The sequence below is a fragment of the Haloferula sargassicola genome (genome assembly GCF_040362925.1).
Lineage (GTDB): Bacteria > Verrucomicrobiota > Verrucomicrobiia > Verrucomicrobiales > Akkermansiaceae > Haloferula > Haloferula sargassicola.
Map to the genome: position 1 here is coordinate 55,009 of NZ_BAABRI010000021.1, position 20,992 is coordinate 76,000.

The 20,992-nt window shown below is 65.0% G+C and carries 20 protein-coding genes; 12 read left to right on the forward strand and 8 right to left on the reverse strand.

What is annotated here, in order from left to right:
- The first annotated feature begins 58 nt into the window (after nucleotides 1-58).
- Nucleotides 59-451, forward strand: a complete 393-nt coding sequence (locus tag ABXH26_RS16865; protein ID WP_353568268.1) for a hypothetical protein — start codon at nucleotides 59-61, stop codon at nucleotides 449-451.
- Nucleotides 448-804 carry a hypothetical protein gene (locus ABXH26_RS16870; RefSeq protein ID WP_353568269.1) on the forward strand — a complete coding sequence of 119 codons (357 nt, stop codon included), beginning with the start codon at nucleotides 448-450 and terminating at the stop codon, nucleotides 802-804. The genes ABXH26_RS16865 and ABXH26_RS16870 overlap by 4 nt, the downstream gene beginning before the upstream one ends.
- A 203-nt stretch (nucleotides 805-1,007) precedes the next feature.
- Here ABXH26_RS16870 and ABXH26_RS16875 read toward each other — a convergent pair whose 3' ends face one another.
- Nucleotides 1,008-1,544: a DUF3313 family protein gene (locus tag ABXH26_RS16875; protein WP_353568270.1), complete on the reverse strand. Its 537-nt coding sequence runs from the start codon at nucleotides 1,542-1,544 to the stop codon at nucleotides 1,008-1,010.
- A gap of 96 nt (nucleotides 1,545-1,640) precedes the next feature.
- On the opposite strand from ABXH26_RS16875, the gene hisF reads away from it, so the two are divergent.
- Both hisF and ABXH26_RS16885 read left to right on the forward strand, forming a co-directional pair.
- Complete coding sequence (gene hisF / locus ABXH26_RS16880; protein WP_353568304.1) at nucleotides 1,641-2,408, forward strand: imidazole glycerol phosphate synthase subunit HisF; 768 nt, start codon at nucleotides 1,641-1,643, stop codon at nucleotides 2,406-2,408.
- A 4-nt stretch (nucleotides 2,409-2,412) separates the two neighbouring features.
- Complete coding sequence (locus ABXH26_RS16885) at nucleotides 2,413-3,186, forward strand: hypothetical protein (RefSeq protein WP_353568271.1); 774 nt, start codon at nucleotides 2,413-2,415, stop codon at nucleotides 3,184-3,186.
- Between the two features lie 8 nt (nucleotides 3,187-3,194).
- Here ABXH26_RS16885 and ABXH26_RS16890 read toward each other — a convergent pair whose 3' ends face one another.
- Genes ABXH26_RS16890 through ABXH26_RS16900 form a run of 3 tightly spaced genes read right to left on the reverse strand, consistent with a single transcriptional unit; the run spans nucleotide 3,195 to nucleotide 5,764 of the window.
- Nucleotides 3,195-4,082 carry a tetratricopeptide repeat protein gene (locus ABXH26_RS16890; protein WP_353568272.1) on the reverse strand — a complete coding sequence of 296 codons (888 nt, stop codon included), beginning with the start codon at nucleotides 4,080-4,082 and terminating at the stop codon, nucleotides 3,195-3,197.
- 25 nt (nucleotides 4,083-4,107) lie between these two features.
- Nucleotides 4,108-4,680: a DNA repair protein RecO gene (recO, locus tag ABXH26_RS16895; RefSeq protein ID WP_353568273.1), complete on the reverse strand. Its 573-nt coding sequence runs from the start codon at nucleotides 4,678-4,680 to the stop codon at nucleotides 4,108-4,110.
- Nucleotides 4,681-4,693: 13 nt separating this feature from the next.
- Nucleotides 4,694-5,764 (reverse strand): HD domain-containing protein, encoded by a 1,071-nt coding sequence (locus ABXH26_RS16900; protein WP_353568274.1) that lies wholly within the window; start codon nucleotides 5,762-5,764, stop codon nucleotides 4,694-4,696.
- Between the two features lie 209 nt (nucleotides 5,765-5,973).
- On the opposite strand from ABXH26_RS16900, the gene ABXH26_RS16905 reads away from it, so the two are divergent.
- From ABXH26_RS16905 to ABXH26_RS16935, 7 genes are all read left to right on the forward strand, one after another.
- Nucleotides 5,974-8,874 carry a beta strand repeat-containing protein gene (locus ABXH26_RS16905; protein ID WP_353568275.1) on the forward strand — a complete coding sequence of 967 codons (2,901 nt, stop codon included), beginning with the start codon at nucleotides 5,974-5,976 and terminating at the stop codon, nucleotides 8,872-8,874.
- A 27-nt stretch (nucleotides 8,875-8,901) separates the two neighbouring features.
- Nucleotides 8,902-9,342 (forward strand): hypothetical protein, encoded by a 441-nt coding sequence (locus tag ABXH26_RS20605; RefSeq protein WP_434783435.1) that lies wholly within the window; start codon nucleotides 8,902-8,904, stop codon nucleotides 9,340-9,342.
- Between the two features lie 214 nt (nucleotides 9,343-9,556).
- Nucleotides 9,557-9,823 carry a hypothetical protein gene (locus ABXH26_RS16915; protein WP_353568276.1) on the forward strand — a complete coding sequence of 89 codons (267 nt, stop codon included), beginning with the start codon at nucleotides 9,557-9,559 and terminating at the stop codon, nucleotides 9,821-9,823.
- Nucleotides 9,824-9,963: 140 nt separating this feature from the next.
- Nucleotides 9,964-10,818, forward strand: a complete 855-nt coding sequence (locus ABXH26_RS16920) for a prephenate dehydratase domain-containing protein (RefSeq protein ID WP_353568277.1) — start codon at nucleotides 9,964-9,966, stop codon at nucleotides 10,816-10,818.
- 45 nt (nucleotides 10,819-10,863) lie between these two features.
- Nucleotides 10,864-11,061 carry a hypothetical protein gene (locus ABXH26_RS16925; RefSeq protein WP_353568278.1) on the forward strand — a complete coding sequence of 66 codons (198 nt, stop codon included), beginning with the start codon at nucleotides 10,864-10,866 and terminating at the stop codon, nucleotides 11,059-11,061.
- Between the two features lie 83 nt (nucleotides 11,062-11,144).
- Nucleotides 11,145-12,770, forward strand: coding sequence for a site-specific DNA-methyltransferase (locus tag ABXH26_RS16930; protein WP_353568279.1), 1,626 nt, complete (start codon nucleotides 11,145-11,147; stop codon nucleotides 12,768-12,770).
- Nucleotides 12,767-15,247 carry a DEAD/DEAH box helicase gene (locus ABXH26_RS16935; RefSeq protein ID WP_353568280.1) on the forward strand — a complete coding sequence of 827 codons (2,481 nt, stop codon included), beginning with the start codon at nucleotides 12,767-12,769 and terminating at the stop codon, nucleotides 15,245-15,247. Before ABXH26_RS16930 ends, ABXH26_RS16935 begins: the two co-directional genes overlap by 4 nt.
- 406 nt (nucleotides 15,248-15,653) lie before the next feature.
- On the opposite strand, the gene ABXH26_RS16940 is transcribed toward ABXH26_RS16935, so the two are convergent.
- From ABXH26_RS16940 to ABXH26_RS16955, 4 genes are all read right to left on the reverse strand, one after another.
- Entirely contained in the window at nucleotides 15,654-16,883 is a 1,230-nt protein-coding gene (locus ABXH26_RS16940) for an L-rhamnose isomerase (protein WP_353568281.1), read from the reverse strand.
- A 102-nt stretch (nucleotides 16,884-16,985) separates the two neighbouring features.
- A complete protein-coding gene (locus tag ABXH26_RS16945; RefSeq protein ID WP_353568282.1) occupies nucleotides 16,986-17,183 on the reverse strand; it encodes a hypothetical protein in 198 nt (65 codons plus the stop codon).
- A gap of 3 nt (nucleotides 17,184-17,186) precedes the next feature.
- On the reverse strand, nucleotides 17,187-18,551 hold the full coding sequence (locus ABXH26_RS16950) for a purine-cytosine permease family protein (protein WP_353568283.1): 1,365 nt from the start codon (nucleotides 18,549-18,551) through the stop codon (nucleotides 17,187-17,189).
- Between the two features lie 164 nt (nucleotides 18,552-18,715).
- On the reverse strand, nucleotides 18,716-19,171 hold the full coding sequence (locus ABXH26_RS16955) for a bifunctional nuclease family protein (protein ID WP_353568284.1): 456 nt from the start codon (nucleotides 19,169-19,171) through the stop codon (nucleotides 18,716-18,718).
- A 123-nt stretch (nucleotides 19,172-19,294) separates the two neighbouring features.
- Between ABXH26_RS16955 and recJ the strand changes: the two genes are divergently transcribed.
- Nucleotides 19,295-20,989: a single-stranded-DNA-specific exonuclease RecJ gene (recJ, locus tag ABXH26_RS16960; RefSeq protein WP_353568285.1), complete on the forward strand. Its 1,695-nt coding sequence runs from the start codon at nucleotides 19,295-19,297 to the stop codon at nucleotides 20,987-20,989.
- Nucleotides 20,990-20,992: the final 3 nt, after the last annotated feature.

Genomic DNA, 20,992 nt, shown 5'->3' on the forward strand with positions numbered 1-20,992 from the left:
AGGCATCGTTTGCTAAAACATTGTTGCTCAAGCAGTTAGAGCACGGCATGGGTGTTTCATGCCCTTTGTGTCGGAGTTTTCCCCCCTGGCTTCGCTCGAGGCGGCGCGTCCCGTGTTTCTCATGTTGATGGGAATCTCGATCGTGCTGATCTCCTGGCGTTTGACGAAAAAAGTCACTGGATGGCCCCCCCGCATCCTGATGGCTGGAGCGATGTTGCTTGCTCTCGGTTATTCCGTGCTGCTGCCGCTGTATGAGGCCGGCGTGCTGATCCGGCCGGCCATGCTTCCCTACATGCCGGGGGCCGACCCGGTGGCGACGATGGCCTGGGAGGTGACGAAGACGATTTCGATGAACTTCGGCTGGCTGCTGTTCGGCCTCGGACTGTTTCTGGTTTCCAAGTCCCCCCTGCCGGCCCGCCGGCCGGTCCAACTCACCATCGTCCGTCCATGATCGCCGCCATTTTCGACATCCTTCTGAACCAGACCTTTCTCCTTGATGCCGCGGGCTTGGTCGGCCTCGGCCTGGTGGCGATGGGCGCGATCCGCCTGGCGGAGCGCTACCACTCGATCAATGCGCCGCTCATGATCTGGGGCGCGGTGGCCCTGATTCTCGGGCGGATCGGCATTCTGGCTTTCAGCCAGATCGCCGGCACCCAAGCGGTCTATACCATCCCCAAGTGGGCATTCTGGAGCCTGGTCAACGTGCCGGTCGGGCTGCTGACGCTCGGCGTCGGCCTGATTGTCGCCGGCCTTTGGCTGCACGAGCGCGATGTCGATGCGAAATTTGTCGAGGCCACCGCGTAGAATTTTCGTGCAATTGCGAAACGTTTCGCACGTAATACCTCGTAGTTTTTATTTGCCATCCGGGGCCCGATTTACCTAACAGAGCTGCGCAACGGGCCTGATGGCGTGGAAAAAAAGTTTCCCCCGACTCCCCCAAGCCCCCCCAGCGGCGCGGTCCGGCAGCGGGCCGCGCCCAATTTGTTTCGGAGCGCCGGGTTCCGGGCTCAGTCGAGCTTCGAGTTGAGTTCGTAGGCGTCGGCCTCGGCCAGGCTGCGGGGCACCATCCAATGAGTTGAGGGCTCGATTTTCCCGGAGGAGCCGAGCGATGAGCCCGCCAAGCGGGCGAGCGGGCGGCCCTGGGGCGAGAGGATTTCTCCTTGGAAGGTCACGGCGGACACCGCGCTGGTGGCGGGTCCGAGCGACCCCTGAAGCTGGGCCCGCGGCGAGGTGAAGGTGCGGGGGACGGCGCCGGAACCGTCGCTCAGCCGGGCCCGCAGGTGGACGGTGGTCGGGCCGGGTGTGCCGGTGAGGCGGTAGCGCTTGGCGAAGACGGTGCGCAGCGCGTTCTGGTAGTCGGCCGCCAGTTGCTCGGCGACCAAGGGATCGGCCGCGGGCGAGAGGATGACCTCGATCGGCTCGATGATCATCGTGTCGTAGCTGACCGGCCCGCCGGCTACGGGGCCGGCGGAGGTGGGGGCGCAGGAGGGAAAAAGACCGCCCGCGGCGAGCGCGAGCGCGGAGAGGACGAGGCGACGTTTCATGCTAACAGTGGGAGCGCTGTGGAAGCGGGAGTTCGTTTCACCTCTAGCGCGATTCGCGGGATGGACAAGCGGGCGGGTGGCGGTTTCCCTGCCGGGGTGCTCGCCAAACGCATCATTCCCTGCCTGGACGTGACCGACGGCCGCGTGGTCAAGGGCGTCAATTTCGTGGACCTGATCGACGCCGGTGACCCGGTCGAGTGCGCCATGGCCTACAATGAGCAGCAGGCCGACGAGCTGGTGTTTCTGGACATCACGGCCTCCTCGGACGATCGCGCGACGATGGTCGATGTGGTCCGCCGCACGGCCGAGCATTGTTTCATCCCGTTGACCGTCGGCGGCGGCATCCGCACGGTGGAGAACATGCGCGAGATGCTGCTGGCCGGCGCGGACAAGGTGGGCATCAACACCTCGGCGGTGAAAACGCCCGAGCTGGTCGATGCCGGCGCCAAGGCTTTCGGCAGCCAGTGCGTGGTGGTGGCGATCGATGCCAAGCGCGAGGGCCCCGGAAAATGGGGCGTCTACACCCATGGCGGACGGACGCCGGTGGGGCGGGATGCGGTCGAGTGGGCGAAGGAAGTCTGGCGCCGCGGCGCGGGCGAGATCCTGCTGACCAGCATGGACTGCGACGGCACCAAGGCCGGCTACGATTGCGAGCTGACGGCCGCCGTTTCCGAGGCGGTCGGCATCCCGGTGATCGCCAGCGGTGGCGCGGGCAACCTCGATCACATGGTCGAGGTGCTGGAGCGCGGCAAGGCCGACGCGGTGCTGGCGGCGAGCATTTTCCACTTCGGCACGCACACCGTGGGCGAGGCCAAGGAGCACTTCGCCGCCCGCGGCATCCCGGTGCGCCCGCACGTCGACTGAGCCCATGAAACGCGCCTTCCGGATCCTGTCGATCGCGCTGCTGGCCGGCGCGGCGCTGGCGGGCTGGAGGTTTCGCGGGGAAATCTCAGCCCTGTTCGGCCGCGGACTGGCGGCGATCGAGATCGGCAATCGCCGGAATCGACCCGACCCCCGCGCCAACGAGATCGCCAAGGCCGAGGCCGAGCGCTGGCGCAAGGACCTGGCCAAGCGCTATCGCGCGGCGGGCGACGAGGCCTCACGCCGGGAGGTCGTGAAGGAGGCCTCGGTGTTTCTCGACAGCATCCTGCCCGACCTGATGACCTGCTGGCTGGGCACGCCCTGGGACTTCAACGGCACCGCCGAGGGCCCCGGCGAGGCACCCATCGCCTGCGGCTACTTCGTCGCCACCGTGCTGCGCGACGCCGGCTTTCAAGTCGATCGCTACCAGCTCGCCCGCCAGCCCTCGCAATCGATCCTCCGCACCTTCGTCCGCCGGCCGGCGATGACGCTGCGGGTCGGCATGAAATACGAGGACTTCGCCAAGGAAATCCGCTCGCTGCCCGCCGGCGTGTGGATCGTGGGACTCGACACCCACGTCGGCTTTCTCGTCACCCGGCCGGACGGCTTTCATTTCGTCCACTCCTCCGGCTCGGAGCCGTGGTGCGTGGTCGATGAGACCGAGACCCGCGCCAACGTGCTGCGGAAATCGAACTACCGCGTCTACGGCTGCCTGACCTCCGATCCGGAGGTGGCGCGCCGGTGGATCGTCGGGGAAAAATTCGATCTGCCGCGGAGTTGAGCGGCTCCTCAGCGGGTGGCGATGTCCCGAACCAGGCTTTCCACCCGCTCGGCCGAGCTTTCCTCGCCCTCCTCACGCAGGAACGCGCAGTAGTTGCTGGACACCGCCTCCAGGTCCGGCAGGTAGGCGCGGCCGAGATCCTCGTAGATGGCCATCGCCTTCTCGAAGTGCCGGCGGGCCCATGACCGATCGCCGGTCTCCAACAGGGCCAGGGCCAGATTGTTGTGGGACTGCGCCGTGTCCGGATGGGCGTCGCCCAGCGACTTGCGGCGCGCCTCGAGCGCCATCATGTGCATCTCGCGGGCTTGCTCGAAGTAGCCCGAGGAAAGGTAGAGCGCGCCGAGGTTGTTGGAAACGGTGGCCGTTTCCTCGTGGTCGGAGCCCAGCGTCTGGTGCGAGAGCTCGAGGGCCTTCAGGAAATAGGTCTCGGCATCGTCGAAGTTGCCGTCCGCCTTGGTCACGTAGGCGATGTTGTTCGCCATCAGGATCACGTCGAGGGGGGCCGGCGGCTCGGCCGCCTCGAACAGCTCGAGCGCCTTCTTCCACAGCTCCGCCGCGCGCTCCGGGTGGCCCATTTCATCCTGCAGCGCCCCGTAGGTCGCGTGCAGGCGGGCCATCTGCAGGGAGCGGTCGTCGCGGTTGTCGAGCTGGTCGATCGCCTGCTTGTAGTCATCGCGCGCCTCGTCCATCCGCTGCAGCGAGCGGAACAGCTCCGCGCGCAGCTCCAGCGCGCCGACGAAGGCATCGATGCTGTCCGGGTCGCTGGTCAGCGAATGTTGGGCCTTCTCGACCGCGGCGGAGGCGGCGTGGATGGCTTCGTCGTAGTTGTGGTCGGCCACGAGTTGATCGACCCGTTCGCGAAGGAGATTGTGAAGGCTTTGGGTGGCGGAGTCCATGCACTGACAAGGAGAGAGCTTGGGACTAGCTACGGCGGGAATCCCCGTCTGGAAAGGGGAAACTCCGTCCCGGGGCGAAAGTCGCTAGAAAGGTCTCCCGCTGCGGGGGAAGCCCGCCCAGAGCCTCCCGCAGCACCGTTTCCGCGGCCTGCCGCGGCGAGGACAGGCCGAGCAGCCGGGCCAGCTCCTTTTCGAAATGATCCAGGGCCCGCTGCGACGCGCCGGCCTCGTCCACATGGTCCAGCGCCCGCCGCAGCAGGTCGTGCAGCTCCGGCTCCGGATGGTCGCGCTCCACCGCGTGCTCGAGCAGCCGGCAGAAATAGGCGGCCAGCAGGGTCGACGGGTAATTTCCGCGGATCGCCGCCCGCAGCCGGCCGGGCGTGACCTCGCGCAGCGTGTGCAGCTCGCCGCGCGAGCGCGCCCACTGCAGCTGGGCATCGAAAAACAGGTCCAGCCTCCCGGCGAACGGGCTCTTCGGCCGCCGCGCGCCCTTGGCCACGGTCTTGATCAGCCCGTCCTCCGCCGTGAACCAGTGGACGATCAGGCTGGTGTCGGTGAGCTTCGTCAGCCGCGTGATGATGCCTTCCGACTGCTCCATCGCGGTGGGGAAACTAGAGCAGTTGGCCGGCCGGCTTTTCCGCCGCAGGCGGGGTCGGGGCGGATTCGTAGGCGGGCAGTGGCTCGACCAGGTTGGCCGGCAGCGGGAAGCGCTTTTCATAGATCCCGGGCACGATCTGCCCGCTCTCCGCGTAGGCGTCCTTCATCATCTCCAGCTTGGCGTCGAGGTTGTCGATGTGGTGCAGCGCGATCGCCTCCGGCGTGCGTGGCAGCGTCGGCGAGCCGAACTCGTAGGCGCCGTGGTGGGCGGCCACGAGGTGGAGCAGGTGCAGGCGCACGGTATCGCTCGGCGGCTCCTCGGTCAGCCATCCCCTGGCGGCCGGGCTTTCGAGGACGTCGTGCCAGAGCTTGTTGACCAGCTCGATGCCCAGCGGGATGTGGCCGAGCATCTCGCCGTAGATCGTCTGGCCCTGGGTGAATCCGGTTTCCGGGTAGGGATTTTCCCACAGCTTGCCGCTGTCGTGGAAAAGCACGCCGGCCAGCATCAGGTCGCGGTTCAGTTCGGCATACACGCCGCAGACCGCGTCCGCCGCGCGCATCATCTGAGCCACGTGCTCGACCAAGCCGCCGCGGCGGGCGTGGTGGTTTTTCCGCGCCGCGGCGGTGCGGCGGAACCGCGCGCCGAACTCGGCGATGAAGTGATCGCACAGCGCGCTGAGCCGCGGGTCCCGGATCGAGGAAACCAAGGAGGTGATCGTTTCCCAGGCCAGCTGCTGCCGCGCGCGGGTGGCGGGATCGCCGGTGTAGAAGCTTTCGAGGTCGCTGCCCTGGAGGCGCTCCCAGTGGAGGTTGGCGGCGTTCAGGCCGTACTGGTTTTGGATCCACTCGGCGTCGAGCCGCAGCGCGGTGCCGTCCTTGAAGCCCGCCGCGGCCTCGAACAGCGGCGCGTCCGACCACGCGTTGAGCGCGAAGCTGCCCGTGGAATCGGCGAAAGTGATCACCAGGTAGGGCTTGCCGGTTTTCGTCTGCCGCTCGCTGCGCGACTGGAGCTCGACATCCACCGTGAAGCGCTGCGGCGACTCGCCGGCCTGTTGCTTCAGCTCCGCGACATTCGGGAAATCCATGCCCGCGAGCATCCACGCGCGCGGTGGCGAGTCGAGCCTCGGATGGTCAGCGCCATGGCGCGGTGGGGGGCATCCCCCCGACGCCGGCGTTCGAAGGACTCGGGAAGGAGGCGGGAAATTTCGCGCAATGGGGCGCCGGCGAGGGGAGGGAAAGCCTTGACCGACGGATGCGGTTGACAAGGGTAAGGTGTCATTTTCCCCCGAATCTCATGTCATCTCCCCGATCTCTCATCGCGCTGGCTGGATCCTATCTCGTTCTCATTCATGCGACCCATGGAGCCACCTTTACCTGGGATGGGTCCGTGGGGAACTGGACCGATAACAGCAAGTGGTCGCCCACCGGGGATCCCAGCGGCAGCAGCGCGGATGTGGTGGTCGATTCCGGCAGCCTCACGCTCAACTCCTCGCGGACGATCGACGAACTCGACCTCGACGACGCGCTGATCACCGCCACGGCCGCCACCACGCTGCGCCTCAACGGACCGCTGACCTGGACGGGAACCGGCCGCTTCGGCGGCGTCATCACGGTGATCGCCGAGGACGGCATCACGCTCAGCGGCAGCGGGACCAAGGTGCTGGGCGAATTCAACGGCGGCGCGGCGACCCTGATCAACAACGACGTGGCCAACCTGAGCGGCGGAAACCTTTCGGTCGCCGGCGAGTTCGGATCGTCCCTGCCGGGCTCGGAGCTGATCAACAACGGGACCTGGAATTTCACCAGCAGCGCCGGGGTCTTCTCATCGACCTCCGGCAACCGGGCGGGCACTTTCACCAACCACGGCACGGTCAACAAGACCGGCTCGGCGAACGCCCAGCTGAACGTGACCTTCGACAACCACGGGGCGGTGAACGTCTCGGGCGGACGGCTGCTGGTTTCTCAGGGCGAGAGCGACGGCGGCAGCTACAGCGCATCCGGAAGCGGCACGCTGGCCTTCAATGGCGCACGGGAGTTCGGCTCGGGCGACAGCATCTCGGGCAATGGCACGATCGAGTTCGCCGGGCTCGACGCCGTGATCGATGGCGCCAACTACAACGTGACCGGCACCACGCTGGTCACCCGCGAGGTCGAGTTCAAAACCAACGTCAATCTTGCCACCCTCCACCTCGATGCCAGTTCGGGCCAGATCCTCGGCGATGGCGATGTCGACGTGGTCGACCTGATCTGGGAGTACGGCGCGATCGAAACCGAGGGGGATTTCACGGTGAGCGGCTCCCTCGACCTCTCGCAGGGCGGCAACCTGACCCGCAACCTCGGAGATAACACGACCACCATCCTCACCAGTGAAGGAACCGTCGATCACAGCCGAGGTGACCTGGCGATCAACAACCGGGGCTCCCAATTCATCAACCGAGGCACTTATGTCATCGAGAGCTCATCGGATATCACGGATGGCACCGGCGGAGGAGTCGACGGGCGTTTCCTCAATGAAGGAACCTTCAACAAGGCCGACAACGGTACCTCGAGGATCGAGTGTTTTTTCGATAACAGCGACGAGGTGAACATTTCCCGCGGCACCCTCGAGATCCGCGAGGGCGGCACCGATCTGTCGGGGGACTATCACGTCACCGATGCTGGCGAGTTGGAGTTCGAGGGCGGCACGCGCTTGCTCGACCTGTTTGCGAGCATCGATGGCGATGGCGAGGTGACCTTTTCCGGAGCGAACGTCACCTTCGATCCTGAGAGCAGCTTTCTGATCGATCACTTCGGAACGACGAACCTCACCGGCGGCACTGTGACCTTCAACACGCAGGCCCCGGCGGAAACGGACCACCTGGTGATGTCGGGCGGGACGCGGAGCGGAAGCTCGTCGCTGGTCGCGAACCGGTCCATGACCTGGTCGGGCGGCACGCTGGCCTCGGGTGCCACCACTTATGCCAACGATCTTTCCCTGACCGGTGGCGGGCTCAAGACCCTCGGCACCGGCGGCGGTGGCAGCGGAGCGATGCTCATCCATACCGGAAACGGAACGATGAGCGGCGGCGGCAACCTGTCGATCGCGGGCAGCTCCAGCGCCAATCCGGGCTCGAGTTTCATCAACCGCGGCACCTTCGAAATCACCGACGGCTCCGGCGTGGTCGGCGTCTCCCACGGCGGCAGCAACGGCGGGATCACCAACGACACGGCCGGTCTTTTCACCAAGAGCGGAGCCGGCACCACCACCGCCATCGGCGTCGCCTTCACCAATCGGAATGTCGTCCGCGTCAACGGCGGCACCTTGTCGTTCGGGGCCGGCTACACCCAGACCAGCGGCGCCCTGACCCTGGGAGGCGGGACCGTTTCCTCCACCACGCCGCTCGCCATCCAGGGCGGCAGCCTGGGCGGGAGCGGCACGATTTCCGGCGACACCGCGATGTCGGGAACGCTCGCCCCGGGCGCCTCGGCGGGCCTGATCGACTTCACCGGCGACCTCGCTCTCGGCGCCTCCTCGAAGCTGCAAATGGAGATCGGAGGCACCGCGCGCGGCAGCGGCCATGATGCCTTCGATGTCACCGGCGGACTCACGCTCGCAGGCGAGTTGCAGGTGAGCTTCATCGGCGGCTACCTGCCGGCCGGCGGCGAGAGTTTCATCCTGTGGACCGCGGGCTCGACGACGGGCGCCTTCACCTCGGTCAGCCTGCCCGCCCTTTCCGGAGACCTCAGCTGGGACACCAGCCAGCTGGCCGCCAGCGGCATCCTCTCGGTCAGCGACGGCGGCGGCGGATTTGCGAACTACGCGGAGTTCGCCGCCGCCTATACTTTGGCGGAAGGGCCTTCGGGCGATGACGATGGCGACGGCCTTGAGAACTTCATCGAGTACCTGCTCGGAAGTCTTCCCGACGATCCGACCTCCGCCCCCCGTATGAGCCTTTCGCGCAGCGGCACCACCACCACCGTGTCCATCACCGTCCCGGAAACGGTGGCCGCCGGGGTGTCGCAACTCATCGAATCCAGTTCGTCCCTGCTGACGGGAAGCTGGGAGCCGGTCGTCGAAAGACCGGCCGGCGGCGGGTGGCAGGCCCCCGCCACGCTCTCCGAGCCTGTCGGAGGATATGTCGAACTCCGCGTCGAGGTCATCGAAACCGTCCCTCGGAACTTCTATCGCTTCGGCGGCTCGGAGGCCGCACCGTAAGAAGGCTGAACCTTGAGAAGGCGGAAGGTGGAGGAGCGCCCTGGGAAAAGGAGCCCAGGCGTCCCGCCTGCGATAACCCGCGCCTCTCTCCGCGGCGCAGGGCCCACCTCCCCGAAAAAAGACCCCCTCGGTCATGAAGATGGAAGACCCCGCACCCACACGGTCGAACCCCGCAACGCGCGGGTTGAAGCCCGCAACGGACCGGTCGAAGCCCGCAACGGACCGGTCGAAGCCCGCAACGGACTGGTCGATGCCCGCAACGGACTGGTCGATGCCCGCAACGGACTGATCGATGCCCGCAACCGACTGGTCGATGCCCGTAACGGACTAGTCGATGCCGGCAACGGACTGGTCGATGCCCGTAACGGACTGGTCGATGCTCGTAACGGACTGGTCGATGCCCGTAACGGACTAGTCGATGCCCGTAACGGACTAGTCGATGCCCAAAACAGACTGTGCGATGCCTAAAACGAATCGGTTAAAGCCCGTAAAGGCCTAGTTGCTGCCTCTCGACGCGCATTCGATGCCTGCAATGGCTGAAATGATGCCTCTAAAAGACCAGTCAGCGCCCAAAACGGCAGAATCCAAGCCTAAAACGGCAGACTCGAACTTCTAACCCGCCGGGTCGATACCGGCAACGGCCCGGACGAATTTCCAAGAAGCCCGCTCTCCCCCTGAGCCCATGAAAGCCAGCCATCCGTGGGCTTTGAGATCATCATCGCTCACCCGCCCCGCCATTTCCCGCCGCCGCGCCCTGACCGAGTTCCTGCGCCCGCGCTTCGAGGAACTCAGCCAGCTGCTCCCCACAATGGACCGCCTCGTCCTCCGCTTCCGCAAAACCGAAGCCGGCACCCGCTTCGCCGACTCCTGGAAAGCCGCTCGCCTCGTCCGCGACCTCGGCCAGGCGGCCGCTCCCGAACCCCATCAGGCCGTCGAGCCCACCCCCTGATCCCGGCCACCCCACGGCGGGCACCCGGCTGGGTGCCCGCTGTGATTTGGTGTCACGCGCGATAAGGGCTTCTTCAATATTTGAGTTGAAGATTGGGACTTGATTATCGGGCAGGGGTCGTAACTTTCGATTTTGTTCAAATGAGCGCTCTCACACCTTCCAAGGTCGCCTGCCTTGGCCCCGAAGGCAGTTTCAGCCATGAATTTGCTATGGCGCGGTTTCCGGTCGCCACACCCATACCTGCCCCGGACAGCTTCGAAGAAGTTGTAGGGATGGTGAAGAGTGGTGAGGCGGATGCGGCGGTGTTGCCATTTCTCAATTCCAACGGAGTCGATGTTCGCCCCGCGCAAGCTGCGATTGCGAATGCACGAGACTGGATCTGCGTGAACGGCTGCCATCCCCATCAAGTGGTTCACAACGTGGTGGTGGCTGAAGGCTTCAGCTCCCTCAAGCGGGTGGTCTCCAAAGAGCAGGTTTTCCCTCAATGCACCACTTGGCTGGGTCAGTGGGGAGACATTGAGAAAGTCCCGGCTTCCAGCACGTCGGCAGCGCTCAAAGACCTTCTCGTTGCGGCGAAGGAGGAACGGCAGCACACCGGAGCCATCTGCAACGAGTTGGCCGTGAGTCTTTACGGTGGAGAAATCAAATGGGCGGGCATTCAGAATCCTGGGAACGTGACTCTCTTTCTCGTGGTCAGCCGCCAGGAGCCCGTCGCTGTCGAGAGCGAGGCGCTGGTCTGCCTCACCTGTCCCACTGAGGAATGTTACCAGAGTGCGGTGAACGATTTCGCTCTCGCTGGAATGCCGCTGAAATTCACAAGTTTGAAGGGGGAGTTCACAGCCAACCTTCCCTGTTTTCTCCAATTTCACGTCGAGGGGAGAGCCGACGACGTCGCAAAGCTCGTCGGAAGCGCCCACCGGACTTTGATTGGGACCTTTTCCGAGCACGACTCACTGGCGTCTTGCGTGGCCGGGTTCTTCGATGATAATTATTGACGACCTCCGTGGGGTCGCTACACGCGCCACGGAAATTTTCAGATTATGAGCAACCGCCGCCAATCCACCTTCGAAGTCGCCCAGATGGGCAAGGTGTGGATTGCTTCCATCTCCCTTTTTGGCATTTCCGCCATCGGAGCGACCGAGGCCGATGCCATTCAAGGGGTGCTGGAGGCACTCAAGACCCACACCGTTGGGGCCTCATCGCCCGCCTCGCTGGAGGCGTGCGAAAGCTGTCAGTAGGCCAGGGTTCCGACGAGCGCTAGGCTGTTGAATTGCCTCATGGTTGCCAGCCCTTGGCCGCCCTGCTAGATCCTTGGCAGCGCATGCCGAAACGAAACTACCGTGACCTGACCCGTGAGCAGCTTGTCGAGCTGCTGGAGGCGCGGGACCGGAAGAAGTTCGGGCTGGTTTGGGAACGGGATGCGATCGAACACGACCGGGCGCTCAATGAGGACTTCGTGGTGCTGGAGCCGGTGGCGGAGCTGCATGCCGGCGAGGGGCCGTTTGGAAACCTGATCATCGAGGGCGACAACTTCGACGCCCTGCGCGCGCTGCGCACCGCCTACGCCGGGCAGGTGAAGTGCATCTACATCGATCCGCCCTACAACACCGGCAACCGAGACTTCGTCTACAACGACCGCTTCGTCGACAAGGACCACGCCTGGCGGCACTCGATGTGGCTGGAGTTCATGTTCCAGCGCCTCACCCTCGCCAAGGACCTCCTCGCCCCCGACGGCGCCATCTTCGTCTCCATCGACGACAACGAGGTCTTCCACCTCGGCCTGCTCATGAACGAGGTGTTCGGAGAGGAAGCGTTCGTCGCCAGCTGCATCTGGCAAAAGCGCTACTCGCGGGAGAATCGGGAGTGCATCGGCGATGCGCACGAATACCTGTTCGTCTATTCGCTGGACGTCGACGGGCTGAAGAAGCGCCGGGGTTTGATTCCGTTGGGCGAGAAGCAGTCAAAGGTCTACAAAAACCCTGACGACGACGATCGTGGACGTTGGACATCGATTTCATTTACCGCCCAGGGATTCCGCCCCAATCAGATGTATGAGATCACTGCTCCAAATGGAAAAGTCCACGTGCCGCCTGACGGGCGTTGCTGGGCGAAAACGGAGCCAGAGTATCTCAAGCTGAAGGAAAACAAACGGTTTTGGTGGGGCAAAGACGGGAACGGCGTGCCCCGGGTGAAACAGTTTCTCAGCGAAGTTGACGGGCTCGTTCCGTGGACATGGTGGCCACATGATGAAGTCGGGCACACCGGTGAAGCGGCGAAGGAGATCCGCGCTCTACTCGGCACCCAAACCGCCTTCTCCACCCCCAAACCCGTCCGCCTCATCGATCGCATCTTGCGCATCGCCACGAATCCCGGCGACCTGGTGGTTGATTTTTTCGCCGGTTCGGGGACGACGGCGCATGCGGTGCTGAAGCTCAACGCCGAGACCCCGGATGAAACGCCGCGCCGGTTCATCCTCGTCTCGAACACCGAGGCGACGGAGGACGAGGCGGAGAAGAACCTTTGCCGGGACGTGTGCCGCCAGCGGGTGGCGAACGTGGTTTCCGGCTATGGCGACACGCCTGGCACCGGCGGGAATTTCGCCTACCTGCGCACGAAGCGCATCCCGATGAACCGCGTGGTCCGCCGCATCGATCACGTCCAGGTCTGGCTGCAACTCCAGCTGATGCACTTCGCGAGCTGGTCGGAGGCCGAGCCTGTGGCTTCGGGCCGCCTGTTCGTGCGCTCGACGGAAACCTCGATGGTCGCCTACCTGACAACGCTCTCCGACGCGGTGCTGAAACGGACGGCCAAGGAACTCGACGGTCGCTCCGACGCGACACTCTACACCTGGCAGCCGGAAGCCGTGGCGGCGCATTTCGACCGCCCGGGCGTGACCATCCTTCCGATCCCGCAAACCCTCATCGACCGCTTCGGTCTGAAGAAATGATCGCGCCGAAGCCATTCCAGCAGCCTTACATCGCGAACATCCTCGATCTGTTCCGCGCGGCGAAGGGCTACTACGACGAGGCGATCGGTCCGGCCGACCAGCGGCGCGCGTTTTCCTACAATGGCGCGGTGCTGCTGAAGGCGCCGACCGGCGCGGGCAAGACGATCATGGCCGGCACGGTGGCCGAGAAGTTCGCCACCGAGGAAAAGGTGGTGTGGTTCTGGTTCGCGCCGTTCAAGGGGCTGGTCGGGCAGGCGGGCATGTCCTTGCGCGACCACCATCCCGGCCTGAGGGTCCGCGATCTCGCCTCCGACCGGCAGACGAACGGCACGCGCAGCGGCGATACCTTCATCCTGACCTGGGCGAGCGTGGTTTCCCGCGCGGCGGACGCGCGCAAGGTGCGCCAGGACGGCGAGCGCTTCCCGTCCTTCGACGAAATGCTCGAAGAACTGCGGGCCGACGGTTTCCGCATCGGCGTGGTGATCGACGAGGCGCACCACGGGATCAGCTCGACCTCGCAGTCGATGGAGCTCTATCGCGACCTCCTGGCTCCGGACTACTCGCTGATGATCACGGCGACGCCCGACGATTCGGACGCCGAGAAGTTCACCAAGGCGGCGGGGATCATGGAGCTGCACCGGGTGACGGTGGCGCGAATCGAGGCGGTGGAGTGCAACGGCCCCGGCGTGGCCGGCCTGATCAAGCCGGGGGTGAAGTCGATTGCCTACATTTCCCCGCCGGACCAGGCGGCGCTGGCGGACTTCGAGGCGGCGGCCTTGCAGGACGCCTGCACGACGCATGCACGGATCAAGCAGGAGCTGGCGTCGATGGGCGTGAACCTCGTGCCGCTGATGCTGGTGCAGGTGGGCAGCGGGGCCGGCGCGGTCGACGAGGCCAAGGTGGCGCTGAAGGGGCTCGGTTTCGCGGAGGAGAGCATCGCGGTGCATACCGCGAAGGAGCCGGACGAGAACTTTCTCTCGATCGCTCACAACGAGGAGGTCGAGGTGCTGATTTTCAAGATGGCGGCAGCGCTCGGTTTCGACGCGCCGCGAGCCTTCGTGATGGCGTCGATGCGGGCGATCAAGGACACGGATTTCGGCACCCAACTCGTCGGCCGGATCATGCGGGTCCACCGGCGTTTGCAAGGCCGGGAGCTGCCGCCGTTGCTGCGCGAGGGCTATCTTTTCCTCGCCGACTCGGACAGCCAGGCAGGGATCACGGCCGCAGCGGAGAAGATCAACAAGCTGAAGAGCCAGCTCACGCAGACGAGCCCGTTCACGATGATCACGCGGGTGGCCGGCGGCACGCAGGTGCAGGTGGTGACGAACAACCAGCCCGATCTGCGGCTCGACGAGCCGGACGAGGAGGCTGTCGGCCAACTGCCGAAGCCAGCAGGTGCGGAGAGGATTCCCGCGGGCAAGGCGGTTGAAACCTCGCAGGAGATGCTGGATCTGCTGGATCAAGTCACGGAGGCAGCACGCGAGGAGGACCGGGCCAGGCGGGAGGAACATCCTGCGGAGGGAATTCATCGCTATGAGCGAAAGAAGGAGGCTCCGATGCGCTTTCGGACGCAGGAGCTGCCGTTGGAGATCGATGATCTGCTCGAGTGCATCCAGCAGCAGGTGAAGTTCGACGACGCGAAGCTGCTTCAGGGGCTGGCGAGCGATGTGCAGATCATCCGGGTCGAGCGTGGACATTTCCGGGGCGTCGTTGCCGAGGAAGAGCGGTCGATCATCAAGGCGCGGATCGACATCGAGAAGGCGGAGCGGCAGGCGCAGGCGATGCTCTTACGCCAGCAGTACCTCAGCGCGAAGGAACTGCTGGATCACCTGCTGAAGCGATTGGCCAAGGAGTTCGTGAACCACGGCTTCGGCGAAGTGGCTGACGACGAGGACCGGCTGGAGGCAGCGCTGGCACTGATTCTCGTCAGGCATCCGAACCTGCTCTCCGACGTGGAAAAGGAGTGTGCCGCCCGTTTTTCCACCACGCGTGAAGCTGAGCCGCTACCGGGCTTCATCGAGTCTGCGACCGCTCTCAACGCGTCGCACCGCAACATCTACGGGGTATTCCCGGGCGACTTGAACCCATGGGAGGTGGAGTTTGCCAAGCTGTTGGACAACGACCCCACGGGCACGGTGCTGTGGTGGCACCGGAATCCACCGCGGAAGAAATACTCGGTGGCGATCGTGCGGCCCGATGGTGGAAGGTTTTTTCCTGATTTCGTCGTAGGCGTGAGAGGGCGCAGCCTTTCGAAGGACGGAATCCTTTTGGTCGAAACGAAGCATGCGATCGGCAGTGTGGATTCGCAGATCAAGGCCGTGGTCGAGCATAAGGACTACGGCGCTGCCCTGATGATCCACTGGAAGGACTGGATAGAGCCGAAGAAACGGATGGCCATGACGGTTCGCTACAATCCGCGGAAGGATAAGAACGAGCTGGACGCGGTATTCCGCTGCGAGTCGATGCCGACGTATTGAGGCGACGCAAGGGCAAATCCATGAAGGTCGGAGGCTAATCAGTGAAGCTCCGGTTCTAATCAGTGAAGGTCCGGCGCTAATCAGTGAAGGACCGGCGCTAATCAGTGAAGGACCGGCGCTAATCAATGATGCCCCGGCGCTAATCAATGATGCCCCGGCGCTAATCAGTGATGCTCCGGTGCTAATCAGTGATGCTCCGGTGCTAATCAGTGATGCTCCGGTGCTAATCAGTGATGCTTTTGCGCCGACGTATGAGATTTAACCCCAAGTCCGGATCGACGGCGGATGGTAGTCGATTCAGGAGCCGGCGAACGGGAGCGAACTGCGAGCTTCAGCATAAGACAGGCGAGCTGAAGCCCGCGGTCCGATTGGATGGAGAGCCCGGCGAGTTGAAAACTCGCTCTCCTTAGCGTTGGGAAAGGACGGCCTTTTCGTAGGCGCGGACTTCGTCGAGCCAGGCGGGGCCGGCGGGGGTGTTACTGCGTTTGCAGTACTCGTCCCAGACGGCGCCGATCGGGAAGGTCTTCATTTCCTCCTGCAGGGCGAGGCGGGTGGTGTAGTCGCCTTCGAGTTCGGCCTGGCGGAGCTTGTCGGTGGGCTCGAGGAGGCCGGCGAGGAGGGCGCGGAGGGTGTTGCGGACGCCGATGGTCCAGGCGGCGACGCGGTTGATCGAGGCATCGAAGAAGTCGAGGCCGATGTGGACGCGATCCTCGACCTGGTTGGCGACGATTTCGCGGGCGATGGCGTAGAGTTCGTCGGAGAGGGTGACGACGTGATCGGAATCCCAGCGGACGCCGCGGGAGACGTGGAGCAGCAGCTCGGGGACGAACAAGAGGCAGGAGCTGATCTTTTCCGAGATCATCTCGGTGGGGTGGAAATGGCCAGCGTCGAGGCAGAGGAGGATCTGCTTTTGCTGGGCGTAGCCGAGGTAGAATTCGTGGGAGCCGGTGACGAAGGCTTCCGAGCCGATGCCGAAGAGCTTCGATTCGACGGCGTCGAGATTGTGCGGGGTGTCGAAGGCGAGGATCTCGTCGAGCGAGTCCTTGAGCCGCTGGCGCGGGGTCATGCGGTCGGCGGGGGTGTCCTTGTAGCCGTCGGGGACCCAAATGTTGGTGACGGTCTTGTCGCCGAGCTGCGCGCCCATGTCGTTGGCGATGACGCGGCAGGCCTTGCAGTGGTCGATCCAGAACTGGCGGATGCCGGCGTCGGGCGAGGAGAGGGTGAGTCCGCTGTCGGCCTTGGGGTGGGCGAAGCAGGAGGGGTTGAAGTCGAGGCCGAGGTTCTGCGACTTGCACCAGTCGATCCAGCCCTGGAAGTGCTTCGTTTCGATGTTGTCGCGTTCGACCTTGGTGTCGGTCTCGAGGTAGATCGCGTGGAGGTTGAGGCGGTGGTTTCCGGGGATCAGGGAAAGGGCTTTCTCGAGGTCGGCGCGGAGTTCATCGGGGGTGCGGGCCTTGCCCGGATAATTGCCGGTGACGGCGAGGCCGGAGCCGAGCTGGCCGTCGGGATTCTCGAAGCCACCGACGTCGTCGCCCTGCCAGCAGTGGATGGAAACGGGGATGTTTGCCAGACGTTGAAGGGCGGCTTCGGTGTCGATGCCGAGAGAGGCGTATTGTTCGCGGGCGAGGGTGTACATGAGATCGTAGATGGAAGATCGTAGATGGCAGATGGAAGGGACCGGGGCAGCGGGGGATCTGCGATCTACTATCTTCGATCTACGATCTGCCGCGCAGCGCGGCTAGATTTCGACTTCCTTGTCGGCGGGTTGGAGCTTGTTGGAGCCGAGCCAGGGGGTGGCGCCGAGGAACCAGAGGAGCATGCCGATGAGCATGATGGTCTTGTTCTTTTCGACATCAAGGGTGCCGGTGAAGACGAGGACCGGACCGATGGCGGTGAGGATGAGGCCGACGAGGGCGCCGATTTTGAAGGCTTTCATGGGTCAGGCTTTCTTTTGGGTGGCCAGGCTGAGGCCGAGGTAGAGGAGGCCGCAGACGAGCCAGCAGGGGATCACGAGGTAGGCGGCGAAGACGCCTTGGGCGTAGATGAGGTAGAGGCCGGCGATGACGGGCAGCAGCCAGGCGATGAGGGCCGCGGGGTGAAAGCGGGAGCCGGTGGCGTGGGCGTACTCGCTGCGCAGGTGGAATTTTTTCATCAGCCAGAAATCGACGAAGATCACGGCACCCATCGGGCCGAGGACGGTGCCGTAGGTGCCGACGAAGTCGAGGAGCTTGCCGGAGAGGGTGGGGAAGGCGCCGGCGACGGTGGCGATGGCGCCGGCGAGCAGCGTCATGGTGACGCGCTTCGAGTTCGGGAACATGCCTTGGAAGGCGAGGCCGGCGCGGTAGATGGTGGGGTTGGCGGTGGTCCAGCCGGCGATGATCACGCAGACGATGCCGGTCCAGCCGATGGCGCGCCAGGCGAGCATGCCGGGGTTGGCGGTGGTGTCCTGGTGGAGCTTGATCTGGGCGGCGAGCAGCAGGGCGGCGCAGATCCAGGCGACGTAGTGGCCGAGGAACATGCCGATGGCGGGGGCCCAGCCGGAGGATTTGTCGCGGGCGAAGCGGAAGATCGAAAGGTCGGCCATGCCGAAGTGCATGGCGCCATTGCAGAGCCAGCCGAAGATGACGATTTTCCAAAAGCCGAACTGCTGGACGCCTTTCTTGGCCTGGACGAAGCTGACGGCATCGTCCCAAGTGAACGGCGCGCCGGACTTCATCTGCGCGTAGGAAACGAGGCCGCAAGCGGCGAAGACGATGATCATCCAGGGGGCGGCGATGTTCGCCACCCGGGCCACCATTTCATAACCGCGGCAGGCGATGGCGGCGATGACCGCGCCGACGACGAGGACGATGGCGGTGAAGGCGGGCGAACCGAGCTGGTACCAATTTTCCGGGACATCGAAGGTGACGCCGAAAGGCACGCCGACGGCGGAGGCCGAGACGGTGACCATGGCGCCGGCGAGGAAGCAGAAGAGGACGCCGTTGACGAAGTTGTAGAGCTTGACCGCGCCGCCGCCGGCGATGCGCTCGAGCTGGTAGTAGAGGGTGAGGCGCTTGCGCATCGCGATCGGCGTGACGAGGAAGCGCCAGGTGAGGGTGGCGAGGAGGTTGCCGAGCAGCAGGCCGAGGATGAGGTCCTGGATGCTGGCACCGGCCGCAAGGAACAGCGGACCGATCATGAACTCGGTGCCGGCGGTGTGTTCCCCGGCATACATGCCCCAGAATTTTCCGGGGCCCTTGAGGGCGGATTCGGGCACGGGCTGGCGCTCGAACTCGTCGGTGACGGCGTGTTCCTGATCGGACATGGGTTGGTGGGTTTGGGAGCGGGACGGCCGCGGAAATGCACGGCCGAATCCTGCTAGACCCCACCAGAAAACCGGATTCGCAGGGGCAGCGGAAGCAACTTCCACTCCCTATTTCGGGTAATGATACCGAAACGTATCGCCGCCCGCCCGAGGCGGAAATCCTGTCATTCTCCGCCTTCTTCCTTCTTCCGCCGCAGCTCCTCGAGCACCGGGCTCATGTCCTCGAGCTCGGCCCACACCTCGGCCACCACGTAGATCGGCGAGGCGGTGCGGACGCAGAGCGCGATGCAGTCCGACGGGCGGGCATCGAGCTCGACGATCTTCTTTTCCATGATCTCGTTCTCGGCCTCGAGGATGAGGCGGGCGTAGTAGATGTCCTCCTCAATGGCGACGATGACGGCGCGGCTGACGCGCGCGCCGAAGCCTTGGAGGGTGGTGAGGAAAAGGTCGTGGGTGAGCGGCCGCGGCGGCGTCTGGCCGGCCATGGCGGTGTTGATGGAGGCACCGATGGCGTTGTCGATGTAGAACACGATGGCCTTGTGCCCATCGCCCAAAAACACCGCGCAGCCGGCGGGCGTGGGGATGAGGGCGATCGGTTCGACGCGGACGAGTTCTGCCATCGCCCGCATCTTGCGCCGGGCGGGCGGCGGCTCAAGGCGAGAGTTCCCGCGGAAAAGGCGGCGGGCTCGCCGGGGGATGTGTCTTGTGTCTTGCGGGCGGCTCGCTCAGGTTGGCCCGACACGATGCCGACAACCCGCCAATGGATCCTCCGCGGCCAGCCTTTCCTGATGAATGGAAACGGCTCGGGCGGCGCGTTTCCGGCGATCCTGCGGCATCTGATCGAACAACGCGGGCTGCCGGCCGGCGACGCGCTGGAGGATTTCCTGCGGCCGAAGCTCCAGAACCTGGCGGATCCCTTCGAGATCGGCGAGATGAGGCAGGCCGTGGAGCGCATCCTGGCGGCGGTGGACGGGCAGGAAAAAGTGCTCATTTACGGCGATTACGACGTCGATGGCGTGAGCTCGGTGGCCGTGATGCGGCGGGCGCTGCTGGCCTATGGCTTGAAGCCGCGCCATTTCATCCCGCGGCGCAGCTCGGAGGGCTACGGCCTGAGCGCGCAGGCGCTGGAGCGCTGCATGGCGGAGGGGGAAAAGCCGGACCTGCTGATCGCGGTGGACTGCGGGACGGTCTCGGTGGACGAGATCGCGGCGCTGCGCGGAAAAGGTGTGGACGTGATCGTGGTGGACCACCACGAGCCGGGTCCGCGGGGCCGTCCGGACGTGGCGGCGCTGGTGAACCCGAAATTCGGCGGCGGGCCGACCTACCTGTGCGCGGCGGGGGTGTGCTTCAAGCTGGTCCACGCGCTGATGAAGACCCGGAGGCTGCCGGAATTCGACCTCAAGCCGCTGCTCGAGCTGGTGACGCTGGCGACGGTGGCGGACATCGTGCCGATGGTCGGCGAGAACCGGCTGATGGTCCGCCACGGGCTGCGGCTGCTGCCGCGGACGCTGAATCCGGGCCTCCAGGCGCTGCAGAAAATCTCCGGCATGAACGGCCGGGCGACCTCGATGGACGTGGGCTTCCGGCTCGGCCCGCGGCTCAATGCGGCGGGCCGCATGGACGTGCCGGAGGACGCGCTGGGCATCCTGCTCACCGATTGCCGGCGGCGCGCCGACGAGTTCGCCGCCAAGCTGGAGGGCTACAACCGCTCCCGCCAAAGCTACGAAAACCAGATCCGCACGCAGGCGCTGGCCATGCTGGCGGAGCGCGATCGCAGCGAGCCGGTGATCGTGCTCGGCTCGCGCGATTGGCACCCGGGCGTGGTGGGGATCGTCGCCTCGCGGCTGATGCGGCAGTTTCACAAGCCGACCTTCGTGGTGGCGATCGGCGAGGACGGGGTGGGCAAAGGCAGCGGTCGCAGCATCGAGGGCGTGTCCCTGGTGCAGGCGATCCATGCGTGCCGGTCGCTGCTGGAGGCCGGGGGCGGCCACGACATGGCGGCGGGCATTTCCGTCCACGAGGACCAGTTGGATGCCTTCCGCGCGGCCTTCGCCGAGTATGTGCTGACCCGCACCAAGGACGAGGACCGCCTGCCGCGGCTCTACCTGGACGCGGAGATTCCGCTGAGCGCGCTGTCGCTGGATTTCCTGCGGGATTACGAACTGCTGCAGCCCTTCGGAAACAGCAACCCGCAGCCCGTGTTCATGGCCTCCGGGGTGCTGCTGAGCGGGGCCCCGGTGCGGATGAAGAACCACCACCTGCGGCTTTCGCTGCGTCAGGGCCTGCACGAACAGGAGGCGATCTTTTTCGGCGGCGGCGAGCGCATCCTGCCCGACCCGCCGTGGGACGTGGCGTTCACGATCGATCGCAACCATTTCCGCGGCCGGACCTCGCTGCAGGTGATCATCCAGGATATCCGGGCCTCGGGAGGCGTTTGAAAC